Genomic DNA, 21,711 nt, shown 5'->3' with positions numbered 1-21,711 from the left:
TAAACAATAAGTTACGTGTTCATCGAGTCGAAGAAATCAGAATTGGTTTTCGTTTGTTTCAATTTTGAGATCAGGAACTCGATTGCATCCGTCGTGCCCATTGGGTTCAAAATACGACGTAGGACATAAGTTTTCTGCAGATCCACCTTGTCCACCAAGAGGTCTTCTTTGCGGGTCCCGGATTTCAAGATATCCATCGCTGGGAACACGCGTTTGTCCGCCACTTTGCGATCCAAAACAATTTCCGAGTTACCGGTGCCTTTGAACTCTTCAAAGATCACCTCATCCATGCGGCTGCCCGTATCAATCAACGCTGTTGCGATAATCGTGAGGGATCCACCTTCTTCAATATTCCGAGCTGCACCAAAAAACCGTTTTGGACGTTGCAGGGCATTGGCGTCCACACCACCGGTCAGCACCTTACCCGACGACGGAACGGTCGTGTTGAATGCGCGGCCCAAACGCGTGATCGAATCCAAAAGGATCACCACGTCACGTTTGTGTTCGACCAGCCGTTTGGCCTTTTCAATGACCATATCAGATACGGCAACGTGACGGGACGGCGGCTCATCAAACGTGGACGACACCACTTCGCCCTTCACAGATCGCTGCATGTCCGTGACTTCTTCGGGGCGTTCGTCAATCAACAAGACGATCAGATAACACTCGGGGTGATTTGCCGCGATTGAATGCGCGATGTTCTGCAAGAGAACCGTTTTACCAGTCCTCGGCGGGGCCACGATCAAAGATCGCTGGCCTTTCCCGATCGGGGCAACCAGATCAATAATCCGCGCTGACCTGTCCTTGGTGGTTGGGTCGTCCGTTTCCATCTTCAGACGCTCATCGGGATACAGAGGCGTCAGGTTGTCGAACGCCACTTTGTGACGCGCCTTTTCTGGGTCTTCGAAGTTGATTTTCTCAACAGTTGTCAGCGCGAAATACCGTTCCGTGTCCGACGGCTCCTTCATGACACCTTCAACCGTGTCACCTGTCCGAAGCGCATGAAGACGGATCATTTCAGGAGAAACATAAATGTCATCCGGACCGGGCAGATAATTTGCCTCAGGGGACCGCAAAAAGCCAAAGCCGTCCTGCAACACTTCAAGAACGCCGTCACCACCAATAACCCAGTCTTCTTCTGCCCGTTCTTTGAGAATGGCGAACATCATGTCGCCCTTGCGCATGGTCGACGCGTTCTCAATCTCCAGCTCTTCAGCGAGAGACAACAGATCTTTCGGGCTTTGTGCCTTTAGATCAGCAAGGTTCAAACGGTCGTTGGACGTCATCTCAGTCGACATCAGCATCTCCGGCCACGAAAGCAGCCTTTTCATTCTTAGTTCTGGAAAACCACCTTCGGACGAAGGATGACAGACTGTTAGGACGTCCCACCATCTCTGTCAATTCCATGAGGTCAGCTGGATCGGACCTCAATTTTTCTTCTTCTTAAAAAGAATCTTTAAAAAGGAAGATGATGTTGTTGTGCTGAGGATAAGTGTGGACAGCTCTGATACCCAAAGACTTATCCACGCTGATTTGCGCAAAAGACTATATACGCCCACTTCAAGAAACACTGTTTCTCACTGTAGATTCACGCATTTTTCTATGAAACGAAGATTGCAATGATGGATGTTATGAGTCCGCGCCAGATTTATCCACAACACCGATTCTTCCTTGTCCCAAGGGGATAACACGGGACTGCGTGTGGGACAGACGGGATAGAATTCGAGGATGAGGAGGGTTCTTGTTTTTGCGCCCAAACCATCCCATCACATGTCCAACAGATAACCCACGAGGATATCCACATGTCTTTTGACCTTATTCTGGCCTCTGCGTCAGAAAGCCGGGCCAGACTTCTCAGATCTGCCGGTGTACGCGTTGGAATCACTCCACCCCGAATTGATGAAGATTCGGTTAAAGATGCACTTCAGGCAGAGGATGCCCCACCGCGTGATATTGCCGATACCTTGGCCGAGATGAAGGCGCGCAAGGTCGCGGAAAAAGGGGGCGGGGGTTTGGTGCTTGGCTGTGATCAGGTGTTGTCGTTCAAAGGTCAGGTTTTGTCCAAACCGGAAGACGTTGCAGATGCCATGTCTCAGTTGCGCTTGCTTCGGGGTGAAACGCATCAACTTTTGTCAGCGGCCGTGATTTACGAAGACATGAAACCGGTCTGGCGTCATGTGGGCGTCGCCCGTCTGACCATGAGCGATTTCTCCGACGCCTATCTTGAGGATTATGTTGAACGAAACTGGGACAGCATCCGTTGGTCCGTGGGTGGGTATAAAATCGAAGAAGAAGGCATCCGGTTGTTTCGCATGGTGCAGGGCGATACCTTTACCATCCAAGGGCTGCCGTTGTTGGAGCTTTTGTCTTACCTTACTTTGCGCGGGACGCTGCCGACATGACTGAACACAAAATTCCATTGGCAGGTGTGATTGGAAACCCCATCGCACATTCCAAATCTCCGCACCTGTTCCGACATTGGTTGAAAACCTACAACCGGCCCGGCTTTTACGTCCCCATGCATGTCGCTGAGGGTGATTTGGAAAGCGTCATTCGGTCCCTGCCCAAGATGGGGTTTGTCGGATGTAATGTGACGTTGCCCCATAAGGTGGATGTGCTGCAGATTGCGGATTTGGCGACAGATCGGGCTACATTGATTGGCGCTGCCAATACGTTGATTTTCAGGCGGGATGGCAAAATTCATGCAGACAACACGGACGGTTATGGGTTTATCGCCAACCTGAAACAAGGTGCGCCAGGGTGGGCGCCTTCGATTGGGCCAGCAGCTGTTCTTGGTGCAGGTGGTGCGGCGCGTGCTGTGATCGCGTCCTTGATCGATGTCGGCGTGCAGGAAATTTTCCTCAGCAACCGAACGCGTCCCAAAGCTGAGGCATTGCAATCTGCTTTCGGCACCAAAGTGACGGTGGTGGATTGGGTGCAGGCCGGAAATATTCTTGAGGACTCCGCCACGGTGGTCAACACCACCTCCCTTGGGATGACGGGACAGCCCGAATTGCGGGTGCCGCTGGATGGGTTGCGTCGGGGAACGGTTGTCACTGATTTGGTTTATTCCCCATTGAAAACCAGATTCCTACAAGAGGCCGAGGCCGCAGGATGCGTCACCGTGGACGGGCTTGGCATGCTTTTGCATCAAGCTGTTCCCGGGTTTGAAAGGTGGTTCGGAACCCGCCCCGAGGTTGACGTCGACGCGCGTGCAGCGGTGTTGGGATGACCTACGTTCTGGGCCTGACAGGCTCAATCGGGATGGGGAAATCGACAACGGCGCAGATGTTTGCAGATGCAGGCGTGCCGGTTTGGGATGCGGATGCCACCGTTCGAAACCTTTACGCCAAAGGTGGCGCTGCTGCGGTAGAGGTGGCGCGCCTTTATCCTTCGGTTATCACAGATAGCCACGTTGACCGTGCCAAGCTGCGCGATCTGATTGCTGAGGATCCGGCTGTTCTGGATCATATTCAGGAGGTTGTTCACCCCTTGGTGGCACAAGACCGGGCTGACTTTCTTAACGCCACAACGGCGCCTATCGCGCTTCTGGATGTCCCGCTTTTGTTTGAAACGGGAACCGATGCGATGTGTGACGGGGTTGTGGTGGTCACTGTGCCCGCTGACGTGCAACGCGCCCGCGTTCTTGCGCGGGGTGAGATGTCTGAGGCCGATTTTGATATGATCTTGTCCCGCCAAATGCCCGATGCCGAAAAACGCAAGCGCGCCGATTGGGTGATTGAAACGCTGACGCTGGACGCGGCCCGTCAGTCCGTGGCAAATATTCTTGAGCAAATCAAAGCAGGTGCATCCAATGCGTGAGATCGTTCTTGATACCGAAACGACTGGCTTTGAACCGGGCGAGGGTGACCGCATCGTCGAGATCGGCGCGATTGAGCTGCACAATCATATGCCCACGGGCCGCACCTATCATCAGTACATCAACCCGCAACGGTCCATGCCCGCTGGCGCGTTTGAAATTCACGGGATCGGCCCGGACATCCTTGAGGCCGGACCCCGCGCCGCCGAGAAGGGGGAGGTCACGTTAAAAGACAAGCCCGTCTTTGCCGACATTGCCCAAGCTTTTGTTGACTTTGTGGGGGATGCCAAACTGGTGATCCACAATGCGGCGTTCGATATGAAATTCCTGAACGCCGAGCTGGGCTGGCTGAACCGCGCCTTGCTGCCCATGGATCAGGCGTTGGATACTTTGGCCATTGCGCGCAAGAAATTTCCAGGCTCGCCCGCGTCCCTGGATGCGCTGTGTCGCCGGTTCGGGATCGACAATTCAAACCGGACGTTGCACGGCGCTTTGCTGGACAGTGAAATTCTGGCCGAGGTCTATCTTGAATTGATCGGTGGGCGGCAGCCTGACTTTGCGCTGGCCGGTCAAACATCGGGCGGCACGGCAACAGCGGCCGGGTCCGAATGGCGCCCCATGCCGCGGCCCAATCCGCTGGGGTCAAAAATAAACGCGGCGGAGGCAGAGGCCCACGCCGCGTTCATTGAAAAGCTGGGCGAAAACGCCCTTTGGTCCAAGATTTAGGCGTCTGCCTTTTTCTCGGCTGCTTGCTGCTGTGCACGAAGGGCCAGCTGCTGACGATAGATTGAGACAAAATCAATCTGTTCAAGGTTCAGCGGCGGGAAGCCACCGTCGCGGGTCACATCACTGACGATGCGGCGGATGAACGGGAAGGTCATGCGCGGGCATTCGATCATCAGGTAGGGGTGCAGCTGTTGTTCTGGCACGCCTTGGATTTCGAAGACACCGGAATATTCCAACTCAAGCAGGAACAAGGTCTTGTCAGACCCGGCGTTGGTGGATGTCACCTTGAGTTTGGTTATGATTTCATACTGGTTGTCCGCCCCGCGTTTGCGTGCATCAAGGTTCACTTCGACCTTGATTTCAGGCTTTACCTCACCGTCGACGCCTTTTTGCGCCATGACGTTTTCAAAGGACAGGTCGCGGACGAACTGGGCCAGAATGCGCTGTTTGATCTGGGGGGGTGTGGCGGTGGCATCTGCTGCGCCGTTTGCGGGGGGTGTTGTCTCTTCGGCCATGTGGCTCTCCGGATATCTATAAATTCGGGCTTGTGTATCAGGGCAGGCGCTGGGCCTCAATGTTTGGTCCAGCCGGATGGGCCGTTTTGGGGCGGATTTTTAGGATCCACCTCCTCAAACTCACCGTCGATGACGCGGTCGCGGGGGCCGGTGGGTCTGTGTTGGGTGCGCATATCGGGGCCCATTTGGAAACTTTGCACGTTCACGCGGGATCGCAGGTGTCGATAGACCGCTGATCTGACGGCAGGCACCAACAGCGCAAAGCCGACGAAATCGGTGAAAAACCCAGGTGTCAGCAACAGCGCGCCCGAAAACAGGATCATCGCCCCGTGGGCCAAAGGCTCTGTCGGGTCTTGCAGGCTGGAAAAGGAGGACCGCAGGTTCAACATCGCCCGCGCGCCCTGACTGCGCACCATCCATGCGCCCAAAAAGGCCGTCAGCACCACGATCGCAAGGGTCCAGCCCAATCCGATGGCACCGCCGACCTGAATGAACAGCGTGATTTCCAACAAGGGAATGCCGATAAACAGCAAAAGGAGTAACATGTGGCCTCCGCCTGGCTATGAATCCGTGGGGCAGCGGTGGACTTGCACCCGCCCGAACCCTACATAAGAAACGAAACAGCTTGTTACCACTTATAGGAAAGAAACGCTTATGAATTCGCCTATCCTTCAGCTTTTGGTGCTTGCCGGTATTGCGATCTTTTTGATCCTTCGTCTGCGCAGCGTACTGGGCACCCGTGAAGGGTTCGAAAAGCCACGCGTGCAGGCGCCCGAGCCATCACGTCGCGCCCAACCGGATTTTGACGTGATCGAGGGTGGGCCTGATCCCGACATCACAGATTATGTGGACGAAGGCAGTGATGCCGCCGCCGCCCTGACAAAGATGAAGGCGGATGACCGGTCGTTCAACGTGCGTGAATTTCTGCGTGGGTCGCGTGGCGCCTATGAGATGATTTTGACGGGCTTTGAAAATGGCGATCTGGCGGATATCAAACCGTTTCTGTCCGACGACGTGTATGAGGCCTTTGCCGGTGTCGTAGACGCGCGGGAGAAAAACGGGCTCAGCGTCGATTTTACCTTCGTTGGCATTTCTGAGACGTCCCTCGTGGATGCGGAATATAACGAAGCAACGAAAGAGGCCGAAGTGTCGGTCAAATTCCTGAGTGAAAGCACATCTGCCGTTTACGACAAAGGTGGTGATCTGATCGAAGGATCGCCCACAGATGTGAAGAAACAACGCGACGTCTGGACGTTCGGCCGCAAGATGGGCACGGGCGATCCGAACTGGTTCCTCGTCGCCACGGGCGAATGATCCTGCGCGCGGCAGCCCTTGGGCTGTCGCTGATGTCGGCGGGGGCAGCAATGGCGCAACCAACCTATCAGCTTTTGCAGTTTGACGATCTGGCCGGTTGGGCCGAGGACGATCATCAAGCGGCGTTGGAGGTGTTTTTGAACACCTGTGGCGATATGCGCAGTGCGGATTGGAAGGGCCTGTGTGATGTCGCGCGGCAGGGCCAGGAAGCGCGCGGATTCTTCGAACGTTTCTTTACGCCGGTTCTGATCGATGATGGGCAAGACGCCTTGTTTACGGGATATTTTGAACCGGAGCTGCGCGGGTCTTTGACCCGTGGCGGCCCGTATCAGTACCCCTTGTATCGGCTGCCCTCAAACCCGGGCCAGTATTCCCGACGTGAGATCGAAGAAACGGGCGCGTATGCCAATCAAGGACTGGAAATCGCCTGGATTGACGACCCGGTGGATGTGTTTTTCCTGCAAGTGCAGGGATCGGGCCGCGTCAGGTTGGACACGGGCGGTTGGTTGCGCGTGGGTTATGGCGGGGCCAACGGGCGGGAGTATTCGTCTGTCGGCTTGGCCTTGGTCGATCGTGGCATTTACCAGCCGCACCAAGTGTCCGCTGATGTGATCCGAAATTGGGTTCGCTCCAACGGGGAAGAGGGGCGAAAGCTGTTGTGGGCGAATGAAAGCTTTGTGTTCTTCCGTGAAGTGAACGAAGTCCCCGCAGATCAGGGGCCCCTTGGTGCCATGAACCGCAGTGTCACAACGATGCGCACTGTCGCGGTTGATCCGGCTTATGTGCCTTTGGGCGCGCCCGTCTGGATCGAAAAGCAGGGCGCTGATCCGTTGAACCGCCTTATGGTGGCGCAGGATACCGGTTCTGCGATCAAGGGATCGCAGCGGGCTGATATTTTCTTTGGGACAGGCGACCGCGCGGGGCGTGACGCTGGCCGGATCAAAGACGGTGGGCGCATGGTGGTGTTGATGCCGTTGCAGGCAGCCTACGCGCTTTTGCCGGATGTCATCGAATGAGAAAGCCGCGCCATCTGTCGGCGGAGGAAAAAGCCCTGTGGGATATGGTCGCCCAAAGGGCGGACCCGTTGGACAAGCCCAAGGCAAAGGTCGTCCGCCCCGCACCCAAAGCGCCAGCTGTTTCGGCCCCTGTCGCCCCCCGCAAGATGCCTGCGTTCAAGGTCGGACAATCGGTGGATCATTCAGCGGACCATGATTTGATGCCGTCATTGGCGCAGCAGATGCGGTCCGCCCCGGTTCAGATGGACAACAAAGCGTATGGGCGGCTGAAACGCGGCAAGCTGAAACCAGAGGCGCGGATTGATTTGCATGGCATGACCTTGGCGCAGGCGCATCCGGCGTTGACGGGGTTTGTGCTGCGGTCGGCGCAAGCGGGATATCGGCTGGTTTTGGTGATCACGGGCAAGGGTAAACATCGCGATGATGGGGGGCCGATCCCCACGAAGTTCGGCGTTTTACGGCATCAGGTGCCGCAATGGCTGGCGATGGCGCCATTGTCTGCTTTGGTCCTGCAGGTGAGTGAGGCGCACGTGCGCCACGGGGGCGGCGGGGCCTATTATGTTTATCTACGTCGCAGCCGCTGACGCCCGTGCAAGGCGGACGGGGTATATCAGCAGGGCAGCGGCGATGGCGAATGTCGCGGCATAGCCCAGCATCTGAACCTCAAACCCGACGCCGATATCTATCAACCAACCGGATACCCCTGGCCCAAGGGCAGATCCAAGAACCATGAGGGCGGTCGTGGCTGCTTTGATGGATCCCAAGTGCTGTGTGCCGAAAAACTCCGCCCAGCAAGCGTTCAACAAGGTTGCCTGGCCGCCACCCGCGGCCCCCATCAGGATCACGGCCAAAGCCGTCCAGCCTAATGTGGGCGCGTACCAATGCAGGATGAAGGCCACGATGTATGGGATCAAATACAACGGCAAAAGGCGGACGGCCCCGATGCGATCCACCAACCAGCCATAGCCGATGGTAGAGGCGAAGAGGGTGATCGTGCCCAAGGGAAACACCGCAACGAGTGACAGGTGCGACCACCCTTTGATCTCAGCGAAATGGACCTGGTGAAACCAGAATGCTGTGCCAAAGCCGGAAAAGGACATCACAGCGGGGGCCATCGCCCAAAACAGCGGATGGCGCAGGGCGTCAGCACGGGTCCAGTGTTTGCCGAACAGGCCAGTGGCCTGCGGGGAATTCGCAACCGACTGGGGCGTGCGTTCAAGACGCAAAAGCCAGAACAGAACGGGTGCCATGGCCGCGCAAAACACGGCACAGCCGATCCAGATCAGATGCCAATCTATGAGGGATTTCAGCCAGACCATGAACAAAGGCAACGTCGCCTCACCCAGCATGAATCCCATGGCCGCAACCGCCAAGGCGCGCCCGCGCGTGGCGACAAACCAGCGGGACATGGCGACAGTGGCCACATGCGTTGTCATACCTTGGCCGAAAAACCGCAGGCAAAACACGACAAGCGGCAGCAGGGCTGCGATGGGGTTGAGGGCCAACAACACACACGACAGGCCGAGAAGAAGGATGACCGTGATGCCCAGTTGCCGCACACGGAACCTGTCAGCAAGGCCGCCTGCAAAGACCATCACAGCGGCCGATGCGCCGGTGCCGATCATATAGATCACGCCCCATTCCCCGTTGGTCAGGCCATAGCTTTGTCTGATCTCTCCGCCGAAGATCGAGATGAAGAAGGTTTGCCCAAAACTGCTGAGGAACGACAAAAGCGCGCCCGTCGCAAGGAAGGGCGCGTTTTGTTTGATGAAGGTCAGATAACCGCTATCGCTCATCCGTCCTTGTTGGACGTCTTCGCGGATATGCGAAAGCCCTAAAGCACGTAGCGGCTGATATCTGTTGAACGGGCAAGTTCGCCCAGGTGTTCTTCGACAAAGGCGGCGTTCACGTCGATTGTGTCGCCGGACCGGTCAGGTGCTGTGAAGCTGAGGTCTTCGAACACGCGTTCCATCACCGTGTAAAGACGCCGCGCGCCGATATTTTCGACGCTTTCGTTCACCTCAGCCGCGATGCGGGCGAGGGCGGCGATGCCGTCGTCGGTGAAATTCACCGTGACCTCTTCGGTGCCCATGAGGGCGGTGTACTGACGTGTCAGCGCGTTGTCGGTCTCTGTCAGGATGCGGACAAAATCGTCCTCCGTCAGGGCGCGGAGTTCGACGCGGATCGGCAGACGCCCCTGAAGTTCGGGCAAAAGATCGGACGGTTTCGCGATGTGGAATGCGCCTGATGCGATGAACAGGATATGGTCGGTTTTGACGGACCCGTGTTTGGTGCTGACGGTGGTGCCTTCGATCAGGGGCAGCAGATCGCGTTGCACACCTTCGCGGCTGACATCCGCGCCACGCGCGTCGGCGTTGCGACAAACTTTGTCGATCTCATCCAGGAAGACGATACCGTTCTGCTCAACCGCCTCCAGCGCCTTCTTGGTGACGGTTTCGTCGTCCAGAAGTTTGTCCGCCTCATCCGCGATCAGCAGATCATAGGATTGTGCGACGGTCACCTTCTTGCGCACCGTGCGTCCGCCAAAGGCCTTGCCGAACATCGCGCCCAGATCCATGCCCCCCATGCCGGGCGGTTGACCGGGGATTTCCATGCCGCCCAAAGGAGACGACGTGTCGGTGAGTTCAAGTTCGATAACCGTATCGTCCAACTCACCGGTCTTGAGCTTTTTGCGGAACATGTCACGGGTGCCGGACCGCGCGTCGTCGCCGGCAATGGCGGTGATCACACGTTCCTCGGCGGCCTCATGGGCCTTTTGTTTCACGTCCTCGCGCATGTAATCACGGGTTTCTACGATGGCGGCTTCGACCAGATCACGGACGATCTGTTCCACGTCGCGGCCAACGTAGCCGACCTCGGTGAATTTCGTCGCCTCAACCTTGATGAAGGGCGCACGGGCGAGTTTTGCCAAGCGGCGGGAGATTTCGGTTTTGCCGACGCCGGTGGGCCCGATCATCAGGATATTCTTGGGGTAGACCTCATCACGCAGGTCATCGCCCAGCTGTTTGCGGCGCCAACGGTTGCGCAGGGCAACCGCAACGGCACGTTTCGCGTCTTTTTGGCCGATGATGAACCGGTCCAGTTCCGAGACGATTTCGCGGGGGGTTAGGTCTGTCATGTTGATCCTTTCGGAGGCAAAATCTCATTGAGATTTTGTTGGCAGAGTTTCGAGGAAACTCTGGGTCTATGGTGCGATGGTTTCGACGGTCAGATTGCCGTTCGTGTAGACGCAGATGTCAGCGGCGATGGCCATGGCGCGCCGCGCGATGTCTTCTGCATCCAGATCCTGATCCATCAAGGCGCGCCCTGCGGCGAGCGCATAATTGCCACCAGATCCGATGGCGGTAACGTCATGTTCGGGTTCCAACACGTCGCCCGCGCCGGTGATAACGAACAGATCGGTTCCGTCGCTGACGATCAGCATCGCCTCCAGCTTTTGCAGGTACTTATCGGTCCGCCAGTCTTTGGCCAGATCGACGGAGGCGCGGGCCAGTTGGCCTGGCGTGGCCTCCAGCTTTTTCTCAAGCCGTTCGAGCAGCGTGAAAGCATCGGCGGTCGATCCGGCAAACCCGCAAATCACGTCATTTCCGCCAGGGCTAAGGCGTCGCACCTTGCGGGCTGTGCCTTTCATAACGGTTTGCCCCACGGACACCTGCCCGTCACCTGCAATGACGACTTTGCCGCCTTTGCGCACGCCAATGATCGTTGTGCCGTGCCAGTTGGGAAAGCTGTCGTCTGCCATGGGTCGTCCTTTCGTCATTCACGGATTTATATGGCGGCGCTGGGCTGTGCCTGCAAGGTTCCAACGAAAAAGGGCGCCCCGATGGGACGCCCCTGAACCATCGCCATGGGCGATTTACATGCTTTCTTCGATCCAACCCTGCAGGGCAGCCTTGGGGGCAGCACCTGTTTTGTTGGACACGACTTCGCCGTTTTTGAACATGAACAGCGCAGGAATACCGCGCACGCCCATTTGGGCAGGAGAGTTGGGGTTTTCGTCGACGTTCACTTTGACGATCTTCACCTTGCCGTCCATCTCGGACGACAGTTCTTCAAGGGCAGGGCCGATCTGTTTGCATGGGCCGCACCACTCAGCCCAGAAATCTACGACCACGGGAATGTCGGACTGGCGCACTTCGGCGTCAAAGGTTGCGTCTGTTACTGCTACGGTGGCCATCTGTTTGCTCCTGAAGATGTGTTTGGAGTGGGAACCTAAGAGCGGGGGGCAGGGCCGTCAAGGCGACCTCACATCATTGAGAGCACTGTCAAGCACAGCGTCGGGCAATTCTGTGGTTTGGAGGGTCTTGGTCCACAACAGAACGGTGCGAATACGTCTGCTGGGGTAAATCAGGCGCAGGGCATCGCGGTAGGCGGCCATCTGACGGATCAGTCCATCGGGTGTGGCCTCGGCTGTGGGGGGCGTGGCGCGGTTCGATTTGTAGTCGACGGCGATGACGTCGGTTTCGGTGACGATAAGTCGGTCGATGAGGCCGAAGGTGCGATCCGGCCCAAGGTGGGGCAGGTCGGCGGAGATTGGAACCTCAACCAAGGCATTCTGGAACACCCATGCGAGGTGCGGATCCTCAATCACGGCGAGGGCTTCGGCAATGAGGGACGTGATGTCACCGACCACACCTGCGTCCGGTTGGTTCTGGATCAACGATGTCGCAAGGGTCTGTCGTTGATCGGGGGGAACATCCGGCAAAACCTCAAGCAGCAGGTGGATGAGGCGTCCGTAGGCCAGCGCCAGGTCGCTGTCATCGGTATGGGTTTCACCGGGCATGATCTTGGCCCCGCCAAGATCCGAGGGCGACAGCGTTTTGGGGCGTTCGGGAACAGGGGGCAACATTGCGCCGAAACCGGGGGTCGCGTTGGAGTTGGCAGCGGGTGCGGTGTGCGCGGCTATCTCACCGGCATCCCAGTTCCACCGGCTGAACCGTTTTCCACCACCCAAGGGTGTGATGAGATCAACCGCATCCAGATGCGCCATGGAGGACAGGGCGGTTGCATGCCAGCTGTCGTCACGATCCTCACCTGTTTTGCCCGCAGCGGCGATGATCAGCCAGCTTTCGGCGCGGGTCAGCGCCACGTAGAGCAACCGCCTGCGTTCGCGATCCTGTGCCGTCAGCATGTCTTGTTTCACAGCATCGAGAACGTCGGGCATGACAGGCGAGGCCGGTTTCCAAAAGACATTTGCGTCGTCGATCAGGAAATCGCCTTTAACCTCTCGTTTGCGGGTGCTCGTGTCCGGGAGAATGACGATCGGGGCCTCAAGCCCCTTGGCCCCATGCACCGTCATTACGCGGATACGGTCACCTGCGGTGTCCATTTGGCGTTTGACGGTCACGTCTTCGGTCTGCAGCCAGCTGAGGAAACCCGTCAGGCTTGGCACATCTGATTGTTCGTAGCCCAGCGCCTGTGACAGCAAGGCGTCGATGCCATCTTCTGCCTCATGACCCAGCCGCGCCAGCAGGTTGCGTCGTCCGTCATGGCGGATCAGCACGCGGTTGATCAGATCGTAGGGGCGCAGAAAATCGGATTGGTTGCGCAGGTCTGTCAGAACATCGACAGTTGCGGTGTGCTTGCCCGACGTGCGGAGCGCCTCCCACAGGGTTTGACCCTTTTTGCGCGGCTGGGCGAGGGCGTAAAGATCGCGTTCGGACCAGCCGAACAGCGGCGATTTCAGCGCGGCGGCAAGGGACAAATCATCATCCTGCAAGGCAAGGAATTGCAGCAGGGCCGAGATGTCTTTGACGGCAAGCTCACCGCCCAGCTTCAACCGGTCGGCGCCTGCAATATCAAGCCCTGCGGATTTGCAGGCGGCGATGATTTCACCAAACAGATCAGACCGTCGCTGAACGAGGATCAGAATATCACCGGGCGTGATTTTGCGGCGGGTCCAATCGTTGTCGCCCTTCGCCTTCACCGGCAGGGTTTCATGGTCGATCATGCGTTTGATTTCAGCAGCGATGGTCCGTGATAAGACGACGTCGTGATTGGTGTCGCCTTTCAGATCGACAGGATCATCCCATTCGCGATCATCGTTCGTCGTGACGGGTTCAACGACAGGCCAAACGTCTACGCGGCCCGGCATATCATCTTTGAACGCCAGATGATTGATCCGGTCATCCAGACCTTCGGCCATGTCGCCTTTGAACGTCTGATCAACGAATTGCAGCACCGCCGCTGAAGACCGGAACGAGTATTCGAGTTCGGTTTTTTGCAGCGGCTTTTGGACCTTCTCCAACTCTTCGGCGAAATATTCGCGCATTCGGTCAAAGCCTTCCGGGTCTGCGCCCTGAAAGGAATAGATCGATTGTTTTTTGTCGCCCACCACAAACACAGTGCGGTCACGGTCAGGGTTGGCCCCAAGCCCGGTGGAAAATTCCTGCGTCAGCAGGCGCACGATGTCCCATTGATCGGGGGAAGTATCCTGCGCTTCGTCCACCAACACATGGTCCACCCCGCCATCAAGCCGGAACAGCACCCATTGGGCGACGGCTGGATCTTCTAACAGCGCCTTTGCTTTACCGATCAGATCATCGAAATCGAGGGCACCTCGTTCCAGCTTTTTACGCTCGTACCGGGTGATGAAGGGCTGCGCGAAGGTATAAAGCGCGCGGGTTTTGTGAAACGCCGAAATCGCGTTGAGGTAATCCCAAGCCGCTGCGACACGGTCCATGAACGCGTAGACATCATCAAGGATATCCTCAAACGCCTCCCACGCGGATTTATGGTTGGACGCGGGCCATTTGCGGCGCTGACCATTTGTGAGGAACATCTCAAATAACGTCTCTAACACGGCCATATCAGGTGATTTCAGGTTCAGGCCCGATAAACGTGCCGCGAACTTCACGTAGGAGGCGGAGGCATTGGGGGCCGCGTCTGACAGATCATTGGCAAGATCATCTTCGCCCCCGATGAACGCAATTTTCAGCGCCGCATCGCGATCAATCCCGTGGATCAGACCCAGCCGCCCGGCCAGTTGATCATCGCTGGGCGGGGTGGCGAAGGCCGCTTTGCGCCCCGAAACATCCGCCAAAAATTTGCCCACATCAGCACCGGTAAAATAGGTCGCGAAGGCGTCGAGGGCGGGCTTGTCCGGCCCTGTCGCCATGTCGTCCAACACGTCTTCGCGCAGCAGCTGTGCGGCGCGGTCTTCCATTTCCTTAAACTGGGGGCTGACCTCAGCCTCAAGCGGAAAGCGGCGCAAGACGCCTGCGCAGAACGAATGGATCGTCTGAATTTTCAGACCGCCCGGCGTTTCAATGGCGCTGGCAAACAGGGTGCGTGCGGTGGCAAGAAATTTCGGGTCCAACGCATCGCTGATCCCAAGATCACGCAGATCATCGCGCAGTTTGTCCGCTGGCATCATCGCCCATTCGCCCAGTCGTTGGAACAGACGGTTCTGCATCTCGGACGCGGCGGCTTTGGTGTAGGTCAGGCAAAGGATGTTCTCCGGCCGCGTGCCCGCAAGCAGCAACCGTGCCACACGATCGGTCAAAACACGCGTCTTGCCAGACCCCGCATTGGCACTCAGCCATGTGGAGCGCGCGGGATCTGCTGCCTCAATCTGGCGGCGGGTGGCGTCGTCGGGGATCATTCCATGTCCTCCACCAATGGATCATCGGTTTCGTCCCATTCGCCGTATCGCGCCAGATGGTCATATGCGCCTTCGAACCGTGTCGTTTCATTGGCGCTGCGGGAGGTGTAGCCCTTCGCGGGGTCCATCCATTTGCCGATCAAGCCCTCAAACCGGTCCCATGTTTCCAGTGCGGGCGATTTTTTCAGCGGTGCCGCCTGGTTTTTCAGGGCAGAGCCGAGGCCCACATAAACGGCGGCTTTGGTGCGGACAGACCCCACCTTTTTGAACGCACCTTTTTCGACCATCGCCGCCTCAAGCAGAAGTTGCTTGTCGAAGTGGAGTTGTTGTTTTTCGCTTGGAACAGTGCCTGTTTTGTAGTCGTAAATCAGCGCCTCACCCTCATCAGACAGATCGATGCGGTCGGCGGTTCCTGTCAGGGTAAAGGCCACGGATGAAAGCCGTTGTTCCCCCCACAGTTCCGTGCCGATGGTCTTGGCATTTGCCTGACGGTCGATTTCTTCGGTCAGAAAATGGGCCGCAAACCCTTGAATGCGCGCGCGCCAAAGGGCGCGTGTGGCGGGCCACGGACATTCCGTTTGCAGAACGTCATCTGCGATCTCCATCAACCGCGTTTCGGCATCCGTATCCGATGGGTCAATGCCTTGCGTGATGAACCGCTCGAGGATTTTGTGAACGATGATCCCACGCAAGGGCGCGCTGGCGGACTGCGCCAGCGGGTCAAGCGCATTGAGGCCCAGCACCTTGCGCGCGTAGATCGCATAGGGATCGCGGATCAGGGTTTTGATCTGGGTGACAGACAGCTGATCCGGCCGCGCATGGGTTGGCGGACGGGGGGACGGACGCGGGGCGGACGGTGTTTTTGTGGTCGGGGCGGCAATGGTTGCCGCCAAGGCAAGCCAATGATCACCGCGGCTGCGCATCGCGGACAGACAGGCGGGGCCGCCTTGGTCGATCAAGCCACCCATCAGATTGATCAAACGGTTCACCCAACGGGACGGAACGGTTTCCGCCTCATCCGACCGAACAGCACGGGAGATGATGACCTCTTTCGCGCAGACGGCTTGCTGATAGTCATGCGCGCTCAGCCCGATGCGGCGCTCGGGCAAGAGCAACCCCGCTTCCTTGCGCAAAGGCCGGTTGAGCCATGGGTCAGGCGCCGCGGCCTCTGGCCAAGTGCCTTCGTTCAGACCCGCCAGGATCACCAGATCGGCGGATTGCACCCGCGCCTCAAGCGTGCCCCAGATCAACACGTTCGGGTGCCCTTCGTCGCGGTCACGCACTTCGCCCGCCGCTAGGATATTGCCAACAAGGCGGCGGTATTCCCGCACGGACATCGTGCCACCGTGTTCGGCGTGGTGGCTTAGATCAGACATGACGCGCTTTGCCTCACTGCCCGCTTTTTTCAGCCACAGGCCCCCCGTTCCATCACCATCCGGCCCTTTGGCAAGGGTGCCCGCAATGGAGAGGTGTGTTTCGATGTGATCGGGGAGAGGCGCGTCTGATTGTGCGACCGGGCGGGTCAAACACTCACTGACCCAGGCCGCCCAAGCCACGCGATCCGGGTGCTTGTCGGAGGTTTTGTTCGCCCACTCCAGCAGGCTGTCGCGGTCAGGAAAGGCGGGGCCATACCGGCGCAGGCGCAATTCCAAATCATTGGTGTGAAGCGCGTGACGGGTTTGCGCGGCGGAAGAATTGGTCAGCGGATGGCGCAGAAGAATCAGAAGACGTTCCGCATCCAAACCCTCGGCCATGATATCAACGACATGACGCAGAAACCGCCCGGGGGCTGACAGATGCAAGGGCTGACCTGCGGAATCGTCCGGTGTGATGCCCCATCTGTCCAACGCGGCGGTCACCTGACGGGTCAACATCCGGTCAGGTGAAATGAGGGCGGATGTCTGCCCGTCTTCAACCGCTTGACGCAGGCGGGCGGCAATCGCGTCAGCCTCGGCCCGTGGGGTCGGGGCCTCAATCAACGTCATTGTTTCAGTCGCCCCTTGCAGGTCATTCAAACCTGGGCCGTCTTTGATCCACTGGTGCGTGACCGGCGCGGGGCGGAGAGAGAGGGAAATGAGCGCGGTTCGCGCGGGATTAGACACTGCTTCGTCACCCCAAGTGGGCACCTGTTGTGGCGAAACGCCAAGTGAGGCGCAGAGGGTTTTGAACCGGAACTGCGGGTGATCTTCTCCACCTTCGTCAGGGTCAAGCATATCCCAAACCTCGGCGGGCATATCACGGTCAAACCCCGGCAGAACGATGCCCCCCTGCGGCAAACCTGCGACCGCCTGCATGAAAAGGGATGTGGCGCCCCGCGATCCGGTGGACCCTGCGACGATGATCGGATGGGTTGGTGGGTTGGATGTCCACCGATCGATCAGCGTTTCGACCACCCGTCGTTGTCGGCCTTCGCCATCCAGCTGATCGTCGACAAAAAACTTCTGGACGAGGTTTACGAACTTCAACGCACGATCCCAATGACCGGATTGATCCGCAATGTTGAGAGACCAAAGAACTCCCGGTGCCACGCCTTCGCCCTGCATTTCGGCCATCAGCGCCACAAGGCTATCGGCCAAATCAAAAGCCGAATCTTGGGACGCCAAAGTCGGATCAACCTCTAGCAGGCCTTTGACCAGCTGCGCGACTTCGAGTTTTCGTTTGAGGGGGGCAGTCGCAGGCGGGATGGAGTGGGAAATGACATCATGGGCAAGATCGGTGACCAACCTGATGCGGGGCAGAAGGCTGGCGTCGCCTTGGTGAAACAAGCTGGTGAGGCGGCGCGCCATGCGGCGGGTGTTGACGTAAATTTCGACCCGCGCGACGTCCGTGGGGGACATTCCAGCGAACCTGCTGCGGAGGCCGCGATACAGCTCAAGCGAAAAGTCGTGGCCAAGGGGCACCGCATAAAGCCGCGGGGTTGATGTTGGATCAAACATGAGACGCCCCCAACATATGTTCAGCCGTTGCGATATTTTCGGGGCGGCCCACATCGCACCATTGACCGGTATACACGGCCCCGAACAGGCGACCCGCCGTCAGCATCGGGGTCCAGAGCGACCACATCGAAAACGCGTCTTCGTCGATGGTGTCCAAGATGTCCGTCCGAATAATCTGGACACCGGAATACACAAAATCGGACCCGCGCGAAATGCGGCCATCTTCGGCAATGTTGAAATCGCCCGTTCCGATATGCGCGGTCGCGTTCGGGCGCGGGATCATCAACAAAAGCCCGTCCATGTGATCAGGGTCCCATACCGTTTGCAGAAGGTCGAGAGGGTTCGGCCCTGCCCAAACAGCATCGGTGTTCATGGCAAAAACGGGGTCAGGGCCCAGCAGATCACGCGCCTTTTTTAACCCCCCTCCCGTTTCCAGCAGTTTATCCCGTTCGTTGGAAATTTTGATGTCAGTGCCGCGCAGATGGTCCTCAATCTGGTGGGCGAGGTAGTGGACATTCACCACACGATTGAGGCCGCCGCAAAACTGAAGGGCATGATCAAGCAAGGGTCGGCCCGCGACTTTGATCATGGGCTTTGGCTGGGTGTCGGTCAGCGGTGCCATGCGCGTGCCACGGCCTGCGGCGAACAGGAGGATGGAGGTGGGAGGCTGTGTCATCCGTCGTTCAATCCAAAAGCGCGACGCGCAAGGGGGCGGAGGTCTGCAAGGTGGTTCACCTGCAGATCGGTCCATAGGTGGTGTTTGACGCGAGGCAGTAAATCCAGATAGCGCGGCTTGCCTTGCTGTTTGGCGAGTTTGTGAAAAATCCCGAGAATGCGAAGATTGCGCTGAACCGCCATCGTGTGGAATGCGGCGGTCATCGTGTCTTCATCAACGTCTTTTGCCAGCCTTGCGACAAGCCGCGGGAGAAGATCAGGGGAAACGTCCCGTCGCGCGTCACGGATCAAAGAGGCGAGATCATAGGCCGGATGCGTGACAAACGCGTCCTGAAAATCAAGCAGTCCGATGCGATCAGGATGCGATTTATCCGCCCTCCAGATCAGGTTCTCCGCATGGAAATCACGCAAAGAGAGTGTTTTGGGATCAGGTGACACCTGCATCAAGACATCTGCCATTTGTGCCTTGATGTCCGATTTCAGATCAGTGCTTTGATCGACACAAGCCCAGTCAAACGCCGGGTCCAACATGTCCGCCCCGACCTGTGGTGTCATGATCATCAAGCCGGTTGGCGCCGGTGAGGCGGACAGATGCGCCAAAACGTCGGTTGCGGCCTCGTAGATCAGTGCCTCATCTTGGGGGCGGATGCGCAGGTGTTGCGCCACGTCTGATGTTCCCAGATCGCTGAGGATCATCAGACCTAAGGCCTCATCGAATGCCAATATGTGCGGCGCAGCCAAACCCAGGGATCTGAGGTGTTCCGCGATTGCAACGAAGGGTTTCTGACTGCCGCACTGTAGGGGTGGCGCATTCATCAGAATGGCGGTCTCCCCCTGTTTTGACAGACGTTCATATCGGCGGGCAGACGCATCGCCCGCAAGAACGGTTCTTTTCCAGTCGGACCAATCCGACGCGGCCAGCCAATCTGCAATTTCAGCGTCACGCATCGTTTGCAATCTGTTGGATGCGTTGGGCCCAGCGGTCCGAAAAAACAAGATGTGCGAGGTGGTCGTCCTCACGCACTGACAGTTCAACGATGAGAGCATCTGTAGGCGTCATCTCACCCAAAATGTCCGGCCATTCAATGAGAGTGATGGCGGTGTCGAAGGCTTCCGTTAGGCCAAGTTCGACAGCCTCTTGCGTGTCGCCAAGCCGGTAAAGATCTGCATGCCAGATGTCACCGTCGGCGGTTTCATACGTTTGGACGAGGGTGAAGGTTGGCGACGGAACTTCGGTGTCGGGGCCAAGGCGCGCGCGAATGAACGCGCGGGCCAATGCTGATTTACCGGCGCCAATTTGACCCTTGAGGAGGATGCAATCGCCAATCTGTGCAGCAGCTGACAGCCTTTCACCAAGGGCATCTGTGGCAGCAGCGTCGCAAAGCGGGATGTCCAGCGTTTGAAGGGTCATGCCGCATCATTAAAGTCTGGGCTGACACCCGCAAGAGCAATCAGCCAGAGGCCTTGCGGGACAATGCGATGTTGTGGCTGGAAAATTCCAAGCCCTCGGGTTCAGCCTCTTCGAGGCGCGAAAACATGATCTGGTGGTTGCCATCGGGCAAAGCGGCATATTGGCAGGTGAGTTTGAGGGACTGCCCCACCCGAATGATGTCATCCCAAACCATATCTTTGGAGGCGTGGTTGACGGCTTCGGTTAACTTGACCCAGACGGGTGAGGGCGACGCAATCCCCTGCCAGACCTTCAATTCATCCTCAAATTCGCGGCTGGCCAAAATACCGTCTGCATCCCCACCCCAAAGGGCGCGATAGGCTGTGTTGGACATGATCAGGGATCCCGCAGACGAAAAAACGGCAATCGCCGCGTCAAGGTTATCAAAGACAGCAGCGCTTACGTCGATCTGGGAGCGAAATTTCCGCGTGAGCGAAATCTCCTCACTTATGTCTTCGAACAGAAATGCGATTGCGCCATCAGGATGAGGTTTTCCGGAAACCCTGAAGGTTTGCCCGTTGGGCAAGAGCCATCTTTCGTGATAGCTGCCCTCTTCGGCCGCATTTTCAAGCTCAACCATGTTGTCGCGCCAGTTGGAGTAGTTTTTGGGCTCAGGCATCCTTTGTTGATCCCGCAGCCTGTCCAGAAACGCGAAGAGCGTCGGGCGCGCGATCAGGAAGTCAGACGGAAGTTCGGTGAGATCCAGCAGCGCCGGGTTGAACATGACCAGCCTGCGGTCAGAATCAAAAATGGCCAGACCGACAGACAGTTGGGCGAACGTTTTTGTCAGGGTCTGCACGAAGTTGCGCTGGGCGTCCTGGGCTGTGACGACCGCCGTTGAATCGACGGCAAAGTGGATTGTGTCTGTGCCGCGTTTCAGGCTGGTGATTTCAAAATAGGTGGGGGCGGTATGGTCCATAAAATCAATGCGATGCATTTCGATGATCGGGGCCGTGCCCGCCGGCTTGGACGCATCGACGAAAATCTCTTTCGGAGGCCATGGGCGGATTTCATTGTCGTCGAGGGGAAATATGGTTTCGCTGAGTTCGATGTAGGCACGATTGGCCCAAACCAGAACACCTTCGGCGTCTCGTTTCCAAATCAACATGGGGGAGTTTTCACCGATCCCGCGCAACGTCTCAAGTTCATGTTCCATCGCGGCAGCCGTCAGGGGATCAACGGTTTCGTTCGGATGATCGCGATCTTGAACGAGCGTCAGGCGTGCCAGACCGCGCCAGTATTCGGCATCAATCCAACCTGTTTGGTTGTCCGACGGGGCAATTTTCATGTGCCCCTTTTCCGCCAAGGTAGACAGTTGTGACCGCAGCAAGGGAAAGCGCGCAGACAGCAATGTCAGGAAAGCTTCCCAATCTGACCGGTCGTCTTTGGACGCCCGCAACAGTTCGTATGCCCGGGGCGTCGCATCGACCAGCAGTGTGTCGTCAAAGAGGAATGTGATCGACCCCTCCGCCTCATGCATCAAGGTGCGCAGGGTTTTGGAATCGCTTGATGTGGATTTGATCCAATAAAAGATCAGGCCCGTGGCGAAGCATCCCCCGATGAGGAGCGCGCCGACCACACCCAAAATGTCCTGACCCATAAGCAGCCTCCGACTCAGTCATCTCAAGGTGCTCT

The 21,711-nt window shown here is 57.7% G+C and carries 20 protein-coding genes; 7 read left to right on the top strand and 13 right to left on the bottom strand.

The window, feature by feature from the left end:
• Positions 1-11: 11 nt before the first annotated feature.
• Positions 12-1,286, bottom strand: a complete 1,275-nt coding sequence (rho, locus tag PSJ8397_RS07910; RefSeq protein WP_085864292.1) for a transcription termination factor Rho — start codon at positions 1,284-1,286, stop codon at positions 12-14.
• 516 nt (positions 1,287-1,802) lie between these two features.
• Here rho and PSJ8397_RS07905 point away from each other — a divergent pair.
• The 4 genes from PSJ8397_RS07905 to dnaQ are packed head-to-tail and all read left to right on the top strand — an operon-like array spanning position 1,803 to position 4,546.
• Positions 1,803-2,402 carry a Maf family protein gene (locus PSJ8397_RS07905; RefSeq protein WP_085864039.1) on the top strand — a complete coding sequence of 200 codons (600 nt, stop codon included), beginning with the start codon at positions 1,803-1,805 and terminating at the stop codon, positions 2,400-2,402.
• Entirely contained in the window at positions 2,399-3,232 is an 834-nt protein-coding gene (locus PSJ8397_RS07900; RefSeq protein WP_085864038.1) for a shikimate dehydrogenase, read from the top strand. The genes PSJ8397_RS07905 and PSJ8397_RS07900 overlap by 4 nt, the downstream gene beginning before the upstream one ends.
• Positions 3,229-3,822 carry a dephospho-CoA kinase gene (gene coaE / locus PSJ8397_RS07895; RefSeq protein ID WP_085864037.1) on the top strand — a complete coding sequence of 198 codons (594 nt, stop codon included), beginning with the start codon at positions 3,229-3,231 and terminating at the stop codon, positions 3,820-3,822. The genes PSJ8397_RS07900 and coaE overlap by 4 nt, the downstream gene beginning before the upstream one ends.
• Positions 3,815-4,546, top strand: coding sequence for a DNA polymerase III subunit epsilon (gene dnaQ / locus PSJ8397_RS07890; protein ID WP_085864036.1), 732 nt, complete (start codon positions 3,815-3,817; stop codon positions 4,544-4,546). The genes coaE and dnaQ overlap by 8 nt, the downstream gene beginning before the upstream one ends.
• Here dnaQ and secB read toward each other — a convergent pair.
• Both secB and PSJ8397_RS07880 read right to left on the bottom strand, forming a co-directional pair.
• Positions 4,543-5,061: a protein-export chaperone SecB gene (gene secB, locus PSJ8397_RS07885; protein WP_085864035.1), complete on the bottom strand. Its 519-nt coding sequence runs from the start codon at positions 5,059-5,061 to the stop codon at positions 4,543-4,545. The genes dnaQ and secB overlap by 4 nt on opposite strands.
• Positions 5,062-5,117: 56 nt before the next feature.
• Positions 5,118-5,606, bottom strand: coding sequence for an FxsA family protein (locus tag PSJ8397_RS07880; protein ID WP_085864034.1), 489 nt, complete (start codon positions 5,604-5,606; stop codon positions 5,118-5,120).
• A 109-nt stretch (positions 5,607-5,715) separates the two neighbouring features.
• Here PSJ8397_RS07880 and PSJ8397_RS07875 point away from each other — a divergent pair, with 109 nt between their 5' ends.
• Genes PSJ8397_RS07875 through PSJ8397_RS07865 form a run of 3 tightly spaced genes read left to right on the top strand, consistent with a single transcriptional unit; the run spans position 5,716 to position 7,975 of the window.
• Positions 5,716-6,375: a Tim44/TimA family putative adaptor protein gene (locus tag PSJ8397_RS07875; protein ID WP_085864033.1), complete on the top strand. Its 660-nt coding sequence runs from the start codon at positions 5,716-5,718 to the stop codon at positions 6,373-6,375.
• Positions 6,372-7,391, top strand: coding sequence for a murein transglycosylase A (mltA, locus tag PSJ8397_RS07870; protein ID WP_407691740.1), 1,020 nt, complete (start codon positions 6,372-6,374; stop codon positions 7,389-7,391). The genes PSJ8397_RS07875 and mltA overlap by 4 nt, the downstream gene beginning before the upstream one ends.
• A complete protein-coding gene (locus PSJ8397_RS07865; protein ID WP_085864032.1) occupies positions 7,388-7,975 on the top strand; it encodes a Smr/MutS family protein in 588 nt (195 codons plus the stop codon). Before mltA ends, PSJ8397_RS07865 begins: the two co-directional genes overlap by 4 nt.
• Here the strand turns inward: PSJ8397_RS07865 and PSJ8397_RS07860 are convergent.
• The 10 genes from PSJ8397_RS07860 to PSJ8397_RS07815 form a co-directional block, all read right to left on the bottom strand.
• Positions 7,958-9,187, bottom strand: a complete 1,230-nt coding sequence (locus PSJ8397_RS07860) for an MFS transporter (RefSeq protein WP_085864031.1) — start codon at positions 9,185-9,187, stop codon at positions 7,958-7,960. The two genes, PSJ8397_RS07865 and PSJ8397_RS07860, sit on opposite strands and share 18 nt — an antisense overlap.
• A 38-nt stretch (positions 9,188-9,225) precedes the next feature.
• A complete protein-coding gene (gene hslU, locus PSJ8397_RS07855; protein ID WP_085864030.1) occupies positions 9,226-10,530 on the bottom strand; it encodes an ATP-dependent protease ATPase subunit HslU in 1,305 nt (434 codons plus the stop codon).
• 66 nt (positions 10,531-10,596) lie between these two features.
• Entirely contained in the window at positions 10,597-11,154 is a 558-nt protein-coding gene (hslV, locus tag PSJ8397_RS07850) for an ATP-dependent protease subunit HslV (protein WP_085864029.1), read from the bottom strand.
• Positions 11,155-11,268: 114 nt separating this feature from the next.
• Complete coding sequence (trxA, locus tag PSJ8397_RS07845) at positions 11,269-11,589, bottom strand: thioredoxin (RefSeq protein ID WP_085864028.1); 321 nt, start codon at positions 11,587-11,589, stop codon at positions 11,269-11,271.
• Positions 11,590-11,646: 57 nt separating this feature from the next.
• The gene (gene addA / locus PSJ8397_RS07840; RefSeq protein WP_085864027.1) at positions 11,647-15,015 is read right to left on the bottom strand and encodes a double-strand break repair helicase AddA; all 3,369 of its coding nucleotides are present in this window, start codon (positions 15,013-15,015) and stop codon (positions 11,647-11,649) included.
• Positions 15,012-17,951, bottom strand: a complete 2,940-nt coding sequence (addB, locus tag PSJ8397_RS07835; RefSeq protein ID WP_085864026.1) for a double-strand break repair protein AddB — start codon at positions 17,949-17,951, stop codon at positions 15,012-15,014. The genes addA and addB overlap by 4 nt, the downstream gene beginning before the upstream one ends.
• Positions 17,944-18,627 carry a nucleotidyltransferase family protein gene (locus PSJ8397_RS07830; protein WP_085864025.1) on the bottom strand — a complete coding sequence of 228 codons (684 nt, stop codon included), beginning with the start codon at positions 18,625-18,627 and terminating at the stop codon, positions 17,944-17,946. Before PSJ8397_RS07830 ends, addB begins: the two co-directional genes overlap by 8 nt.
• Positions 18,624-19,574 (bottom strand): aminoglycoside phosphotransferase family protein, encoded by a 951-nt coding sequence (locus PSJ8397_RS07825; RefSeq protein ID WP_085864024.1) that lies wholly within the window; start codon positions 19,572-19,574, stop codon positions 18,624-18,626. Before PSJ8397_RS07825 ends, PSJ8397_RS07830 begins: the two co-directional genes overlap by 4 nt.
• On the bottom strand, positions 19,567-20,037 hold the full coding sequence (gene tsaE, locus PSJ8397_RS07820) for a tRNA (adenosine(37)-N6)-threonylcarbamoyltransferase complex ATPase subunit type 1 TsaE (RefSeq protein WP_085864023.1): 471 nt from the start codon (positions 20,035-20,037) through the stop codon (positions 19,567-19,569). The genes PSJ8397_RS07825 and tsaE overlap by 8 nt, the downstream gene beginning before the upstream one ends.
• A 40-nt stretch (positions 20,038-20,077) precedes the next feature.
• On the bottom strand, positions 20,078-21,676 hold the full coding sequence (locus PSJ8397_RS07815) for a PAS-domain containing protein (RefSeq protein ID WP_085864022.1): 1,599 nt from the start codon (positions 21,674-21,676) through the stop codon (positions 20,078-20,080).
• Positions 21,677-21,711: the final 35 nt, after the last annotated feature.

Origin of the sequence: Pseudooctadecabacter jejudonensis (assembly GCF_900172275.1) — a bacterium.
Taxonomy (GTDB): Bacteria; Pseudomonadota; Alphaproteobacteria; order Rhodobacterales; family Rhodobacteraceae; genus Octadecabacter; species Octadecabacter jejudonensis.
This window is presented reverse-complemented; position numbering and strand designations above follow the sequence as displayed.

What these genes read in the sequence shown, in the direction of transcription:
- rho (WP_085864292.1), bottom strand. Translation starts at nt 1,286, where the DNA reads ATGACGTCCAACGACCGTTTGAACCTTGCTGATCTAAAGGCACAAAGC.
- PSJ8397_RS07905 (WP_085864039.1), top strand. Translation starts at nt 1,803, where the DNA reads ATGTCTTTTGACCTTATTCTGGCCTCTGCGTCAGAAAGCCGGGCCAGA.
- PSJ8397_RS07900 (WP_085864038.1), top strand. Translation starts at nt 2,399, where the DNA reads ATGACTGAACACAAAATTCCATTGGCAGGTGTGATTGGAAACCCCATC.
- coaE (WP_085864037.1), top strand. Translation starts at nt 3,229, where the DNA reads ATGACCTACGTTCTGGGCCTGACAGGCTCAATCGGGATGGGGAAATCG.
- dnaQ (WP_085864036.1), top strand. Translation starts at nt 3,815, where the DNA reads ATGCGTGAGATCGTTCTTGATACCGAAACGACTGGCTTTGAACCGGGC.
- secB (WP_085864035.1), bottom strand. Translation starts at nt 5,061, where the DNA reads ATGGCCGAAGAGACAACACCCCCCGCAAACGGCGCAGCAGATGCCACC.
- PSJ8397_RS07880 (WP_085864034.1), bottom strand. Translation starts at nt 5,606, where the DNA reads ATGTTACTCCTTTTGCTGTTTATCGGCATTCCCTTGTTGGAAATCACG.
- PSJ8397_RS07875 (WP_085864033.1), top strand. Translation starts at nt 5,716, where the DNA reads ATGAATTCGCCTATCCTTCAGCTTTTGGTGCTTGCCGGTATTGCGATC.
- mltA (WP_407691740.1), top strand. Translation starts at nt 6,372, where the DNA reads ATGATCCTGCGCGCGGCAGCCCTTGGGCTGTCGCTGATGTCGGCGGGG.
- PSJ8397_RS07865 (WP_085864032.1), top strand. Translation starts at nt 7,388, where the DNA reads ATGAGAAAGCCGCGCCATCTGTCGGCGGAGGAAAAAGCCCTGTGGGAT.
- PSJ8397_RS07860 (WP_085864031.1), bottom strand. Translation starts at nt 9,187, where the DNA reads ATGAGCGATAGCGGTTATCTGACCTTCATCAAACAAAACGCGCCCTTC.
- hslU (WP_085864030.1), bottom strand. Translation starts at nt 10,530, where the DNA reads ATGACAGACCTAACCCCCCGCGAAATCGTCTCGGAACTGGACCGGTTC.
- hslV (WP_085864029.1), bottom strand. Translation starts at nt 11,154, where the DNA reads ATGGCAGACGACAGCTTTCCCAACTGGCACGGCACAACGATCATTGGC.
- trxA (WP_085864028.1), bottom strand. Translation starts at nt 11,589, where the DNA reads ATGGCCACCGTAGCAGTAACAGACGCAACCTTTGACGCCGAAGTGCGC.
- addA (WP_085864027.1), bottom strand. Translation starts at nt 15,015, where the DNA reads ATGATCCCCGACGACGCCACCCGCCGCCAGATTGAGGCAGCAGATCCC.
- addB (WP_085864026.1), bottom strand. Translation starts at nt 17,951, where the DNA reads ATGTTTGATCCAACATCAACCCCGCGGCTTTATGCGGTGCCCCTTGGC.
- PSJ8397_RS07830 (WP_085864025.1), bottom strand. Translation starts at nt 18,627, where the DNA reads ATGACACAGCCTCCCACCTCCATCCTCCTGTTCGCCGCAGGCCGTGGC.
- PSJ8397_RS07825 (WP_085864024.1), bottom strand. Translation starts at nt 19,574, where the DNA reads ATGCGTGACGCTGAAATTGCAGATTGGCTGGCCGCGTCGGATTGGTCC.
- tsaE (WP_085864023.1), bottom strand. Translation starts at nt 20,037, where the DNA reads ATGACCCTTCAAACGCTGGACATCCCGCTTTGCGACGCTGCTGCCACA.
- PSJ8397_RS07815 (WP_085864022.1), bottom strand. Translation starts at nt 21,676, where the DNA reads ATGGGTCAGGACATTTTGGGTGTGGTCGGCGCGCTCCTCATCGGGGGA.